The organism is Ruminococcus champanellensis 18P13 = JCM 17042, assembly GCF_000210095.1.
Lineage (GTDB): Bacteria > Bacillota > Clostridia > Oscillospirales > Ruminococcaceae > Ruminococcus_F > Ruminococcus_F champanellensis.
Genome location: NC_021039.1, coordinates 206,143 through 210,139 on the forward strand (window position 1 = coordinate 206,143; position 3,997 = coordinate 210,139).

Here is a 3,997-nt window from a genome sequence, read left to right on the forward strand (position 1 = left end):
ACTATGAAGAAAACGCCCGGAAAAGATGGTCACGAAAGGTAAATGGGTCATGCGTGACCCATACGGTTAATCAAATAGAACAACACACATCTCCCCAAGACATCGGTAAAACGGTACTGCGTAAAAACAGCACGCAGAGCATCAAAGACAACACACAAGAAACTGGTCACAAACAGCAGAGCGGCAAAGCCGCCCCAATACTTGACACCTCTCCCCATTGGTGCTATAATAATATTTGTATGTTCTGATGCAGCAAAGCTGTGCTGTACAGGGGTGCTTTTATGTAATTTCTCTGTGCAATATCGCCAAAAATCAAGGCGGCACCCCAGAATCCGTATCACAAATGAAAGGGAAGTTTCTATGTTCGGAGGCATCAAATACCGGATCAACCGTTTACAGGATATGGCGTTCCGCCGCTATATCTCCCACTATATTGTCCAGGCCATGCAGCTGAATACCCAGCGCAACAAGGTCATCACCTGCGACTTTATCCTGGAGGCTGACACCTCTCCCCAGGACGAATTCGAGCTGTTCAAATACATCTACGGGCAGCACAACGAATACTTCGTCCCCTACTATATTATCAACGAGCACTGCGCCGCCTACCCGGAGATCAAGGCAAAGTACGGGGACAACATCATCCCCTACAGCGCCGAGAACATCGTTTCCTTCGCCTTCTATATGAAGGAGCTGTTCAAGACCACCAAGTTCATCTGCGGCGGTTTCCAGGTGCTCCACGCCCTGTGTCTGGGGATCACCGACGGCTGCAAGCGCAGTCCCTATGTGTACTCCTTCTTCACCCAGCATGGGGTCAATTTCTTCAAGGACAACTTCATCTCCCAGTCCTCCTACAGCGCCTTCCTCTTTGACAAGATCATGATCTCCAACGACTTTGAGAAAAATCTGTTTATGAACCGGGCATGCTACAAGGAGGAGAACCTGGTCAAGAACGGGCTGTTCCGGTGGGATCTGCTCAGTGCGGATCACGCCCAGTCCAACAAGAGCATCTTTATCTACTTCACCCACCGGCGGTACCTGCGGAATATCGAGGATATCCAGGATACAGTGTATGTACGCACCATCACCAGCCTGCTGCGGAACAAGGAGTTCAACCGGCTCATCGAGGAAAACGGCTACACCGTCCAGGTGGCGCTGCACCACACGGTGCTGCAGGTCTGCGGCAATGACATCCTCCAGGGGGTACAGATCCTCAAGGACGAGGAGATCGCCGACGCCAAGAAAAACGCCGCCCTGCTGATTACAGACTACTCCTCCATGTGCTTTGAAATGTGGTTCCAGCACAAGCCGGTGATCTTCCTGAATGTGCCGGATACGGAGGACTGCCTCACCTATGGGCATAAAACCGACCTGCCCGCCCCCTACAGCGGCAAGGAGGACTACATCTTCAACGTGGCGCAGAACGTGGACGAATGCGTCAGCATGCTGGGGCATTACTTTGCCACCGGCTTCCGCTTCTCCCAGGAGGAATGCCAGAAGCGGGACAGATTCTTCTACTACAACAGCGATTTCTGCGCCCGGTTCTACCAATACCTGGTGGATACCCGGAACGATACCAAGACCCTGTACCACCTGCCGGTGAATTTCTCCATGGAGTTCGCCCGGTGCCCGGATATCAACACCTACGCCATCGAGCTTCCCACCCCCCACGGCAGATGGGTGGTGCGGAAAAAGGCACACTTCAGCTTCTTTGTGCCCACGGACAGCAAGGATCTTGCCATCCAGATCCGGTTCCGCCCCTACCTGCGGTACAAGCAGTATAAATTCTTCGCAAAGGTAGGAGTCAACGGTCACTGGCTCCCCCGCCGGGAGGTCTTCACCCGGGGCATCAAGGCGTTCGTACTGGATGTGCCCCGTTCCTGGATCGGTGCCGACGGCAAAATCGAGATCCAGTTCAAATTCTCCCATGTATACAAGCGCAGTCAGCTCCGGATCCCCGGAGGCGACCAGCGGTACCTGTCCATCCAGCTGCTGACCATGGATCTGCTGGAGCGTGACCACAGCTTTGCCGAGGTCAAGGATCAGTTTGAAGCCATCAACGAGGAACGTGCCCGTCAGCGTGCGCTGCTGGAACAGGGACAGGACGAGGAGTGGAGTAATCAACATGACACAGACGCTGATGAGTAAATTCCAGAAGCACCGCTTTCTGTTCGAGGAGCTTGTGAAGCGGGACTTCAAGAAAAAATACAAGCGCACCGTACTGGGCATGTTCTGGAGCATCCTCTCCCCCCTGCTGCAGCTGCTGGTCATGAGCGTGGTGTTCGTGAAATTCTTCGGCAGATCCACCCCCCACTACACCATCTACCTGTTTGCCGGAAATCTGACCTACTCCTTCTTTAAGGAATCCACCACCGGGGGCATGAATTCTCTGATGATGAACGCCAATATCATCACCAAGATCAACGTGCCTAAGTACCTGTTCCTGCTGTCCAAGAACGTATCCTCTCTGATCAATTTCGGGCTGACCCTGATTATCTTCTTCCTGTTCGTTGCCATCGACGGGATCCCCTTTACCCCGAAATTCTTCTTGCTCCTGTTCCCGATCCTCTGTCTGATCGTTTTCAACATCGGAGTGGGCTTCATCCTCTCCGCCATGTTCGTGATCTTCAAGGATATCCAGTATCTCTACGATATTTTCACCCTGCTGCTCATGTACCTGTCCGCCATCTTCTACCCGGTGGACTCCTTCAGCACCACCGTGCAGCACCTGTTCTATGTGAACCCCATGTTCACCTACATCTCCTACATCCGTTCCATTGTGCTGTACAACACCATCCCGCCCCTGTGGCACCACGGTCTGTGCCTGCTGTATGCCCTCCTTGCCATCAGCATCGGGGCGCTGATCTACAAGCGGAACAACTACAAGTTCCTGTATTATATGTAAGGGGTGCGGCATGAAAAAAGTCACATTACAAAACATTTCCGTCCGGTACATCACCGGAGATTTCACCGACATCGGCTTAAAGGACTATGTGATCCAGAAGCTGAAGCGCCAGTATCACGTCAAGGAATTCTGGGCGGTGAACGATGTATCCTTCTCCCTGGAGGAGGGGGATCTGCTGGGCATCGTAGGCAGCAACGGTGCCGGGAAATCCACCCTCTTAAAGGTGATCTCCGGCATCATGTGCCCCACCACCGGGAAAATGAGCGTGGAGGGCACCATCGCCTCCCTGCTGGAGCTGGGCACCGGCTTTGACGGAGAGCTGACCGTCCGGGAGAACACCTTCCTCCGGGGCGCCATGCTGGGCTACACCCGGGAATTTATGAATAAGAAGTACGAGGAGATCATCGACTTCTCCGGTCTGGGGGAATTCCAGGATCGCCGCTTCAAGCAGTTGTCCTCCGGCATGAAATCCCGGCTTGCATTCTCCATCGCCTGCCTGGTAAACCCGGACATCCTGATCCTGGACGAGGTACTGTCCGTGGGAGACGGAGCATTCCGGAAAAAGAGCGAGCGGAAGATGGCGGAGGTCATCAAAAACGGCGCCACCACCCTGCTGGTATCCCACTCCCTGGATCAGATCCGCCGGATGGCAAACAAGGTGCTGTGGCTGGATAAGGGCAAGCAGATCGAATTCGGAGATACCAAGACTGTCTGCGATCATTATGCGGCGTTTTTGAAGGAAAAGAAATAAGCGGAACCCGGCAGATGCCGGGTTCTTTTTTGTAGGCATCATGGAACCAGTTGCGTTTGTGGGTTCTTGGATGCTCTGCGTGCTGTTTCTACGCAGGAGCGTTTTACCGTTATCTTGGGGAGACAACCCGGGGAGTAATCATACTCTATTTACTTAACCGAATGGGTCACGCATGACCCATCTACCGGTGTGCGAGCGACAACCGTACTCTCTTTTCCACAACCCACCCCACTCTTGTGGAGAACGGACGAGCTGAACCGTTCCCACGATTTCAGCCGTCAGATTTCACCCTTTTGCGTTTTGTGCAGCATCATGGGAATGTGCAGCTTTGGGTGCTGCATGGA

At 53.4% G+C, this 3,997-nt stretch carries 4 protein-coding genes; all 4 read left to right on the forward strand.

Annotated features, from left to right (window positions below):
* On the forward strand, positions 1 to 248 hold a 248-nt coding region (locus RUM_RS12965; RefSeq protein ID WP_207634944.1), incomplete at its 5' end, for a hypothetical protein.
* Positions 249 to 360: 112 nt separating this feature from the next.
* On the forward strand, positions 361 to 2,145 hold the full coding sequence (locus RUM_RS00930) for a CDP-glycerol glycerophosphotransferase family protein (RefSeq protein ID WP_015557357.1): 1,785 nt from the start codon (positions 361 to 363) through the stop codon (positions 2,143 to 2,145).
* Positions 2,123 to 2,902 carry an ABC transporter permease gene (locus RUM_RS00935; RefSeq protein ID WP_015557358.1) on the forward strand — a complete coding sequence of 260 codons (780 nt, stop codon included), beginning with the start codon at positions 2,123 to 2,125 and terminating at the stop codon, positions 2,900 to 2,902. Before RUM_RS00930 ends, RUM_RS00935 begins: the two co-directional genes overlap by 23 nt.
* A 10-nt stretch (positions 2,903 to 2,912) precedes the next feature.
* Positions 2,913 to 3,653: an ABC transporter ATP-binding protein gene (locus tag RUM_RS00940; protein WP_015557359.1), complete on the forward strand. Its 741-nt coding sequence runs from the start codon at positions 2,913 to 2,915 to the stop codon at positions 3,651 to 3,653.
* The last annotated feature ends 344 nt before the right edge of the window (positions 3,654 to 3,997 follow it).

Excerpts from the sequence above, each read along its gene's own strand:
- RUM_RS00930 (WP_015557357.1), top strand. The coding sequence starts at position 361 with ATGTTCGGAGGCATCAAATACCGGATCAACCGTTTACAGGATATGGCG.
- RUM_RS00935 (WP_015557358.1), top strand. The coding sequence starts at position 2,123 with ATGACACAGACGCTGATGAGTAAATTCCAGAAGCACCGCTTTCTGTTC.
- RUM_RS00940 (WP_015557359.1), top strand. The coding sequence starts at position 2,913 with ATGAAAAAAGTCACATTACAAAACATTTCCGTCCGGTACATCACCGGA.